Here is a 513-nt window from a genome sequence, read left to right as displayed (position 1 = left end):
ATCCTGGAAGGGCGATTATCCCGCCCGCCGGGCGAAGGCGCGGCAGATGCGTACCGGCATCGACTACCCCGTGAATCCGACGCCCGCGCTGGAGGCCAGCGAGGCCGAGCGCCGGCGCGAATACGAGGCGCGCTGGGAGCGCGGCGGCACGGCCTTCATGGCTGCCTTCGGCGACCTCATTCTCGACGAGAAGGCCAACGATACCGCCGCCGACTTCGTGCGCGGCCAGATCCGCGCCACCGTGAAGGACCCGGCCGTCGCCGAGCTGCTCTGCCCGCACAACCACCCGATCGGCACCAAGCGCATCTGCGTGGACACCGGCTACTACGAGACCTTCAACCGGCCGAACGTCACGCTGGTGGACGTGCGGTCTGCGCCGATCGAGACCATCACGCCCGAAGGCCTGCGCACGGCGGAAGCGGCCTACGAACTCGACGCGCTCGTCTTCGCCACGGGCTTCGACGCCATGACGGGCACGCTGCTCGCCATGGACATCAGGGGCCGCCATGGCCT

The 513-nt window shown here is 69.6% G+C and carries 1 pseudogene; it reads left to right on the top strand.

The window, feature by feature from the left end:
- Positions 1–46: 46 nt before the first annotated feature.
- Positions 47–513 (top strand): annotated as a pseudogene (locus tag AC1DWF_RS38820) (cyclohexanone monooxygenase); the annotation flags it as partial.

The sequence above is a fragment of the Aminobacter sp. P4_D5 genome, assembly GCF_056401815.1.
This window is presented reverse-complemented; position numbering and strand designations above follow the sequence as displayed.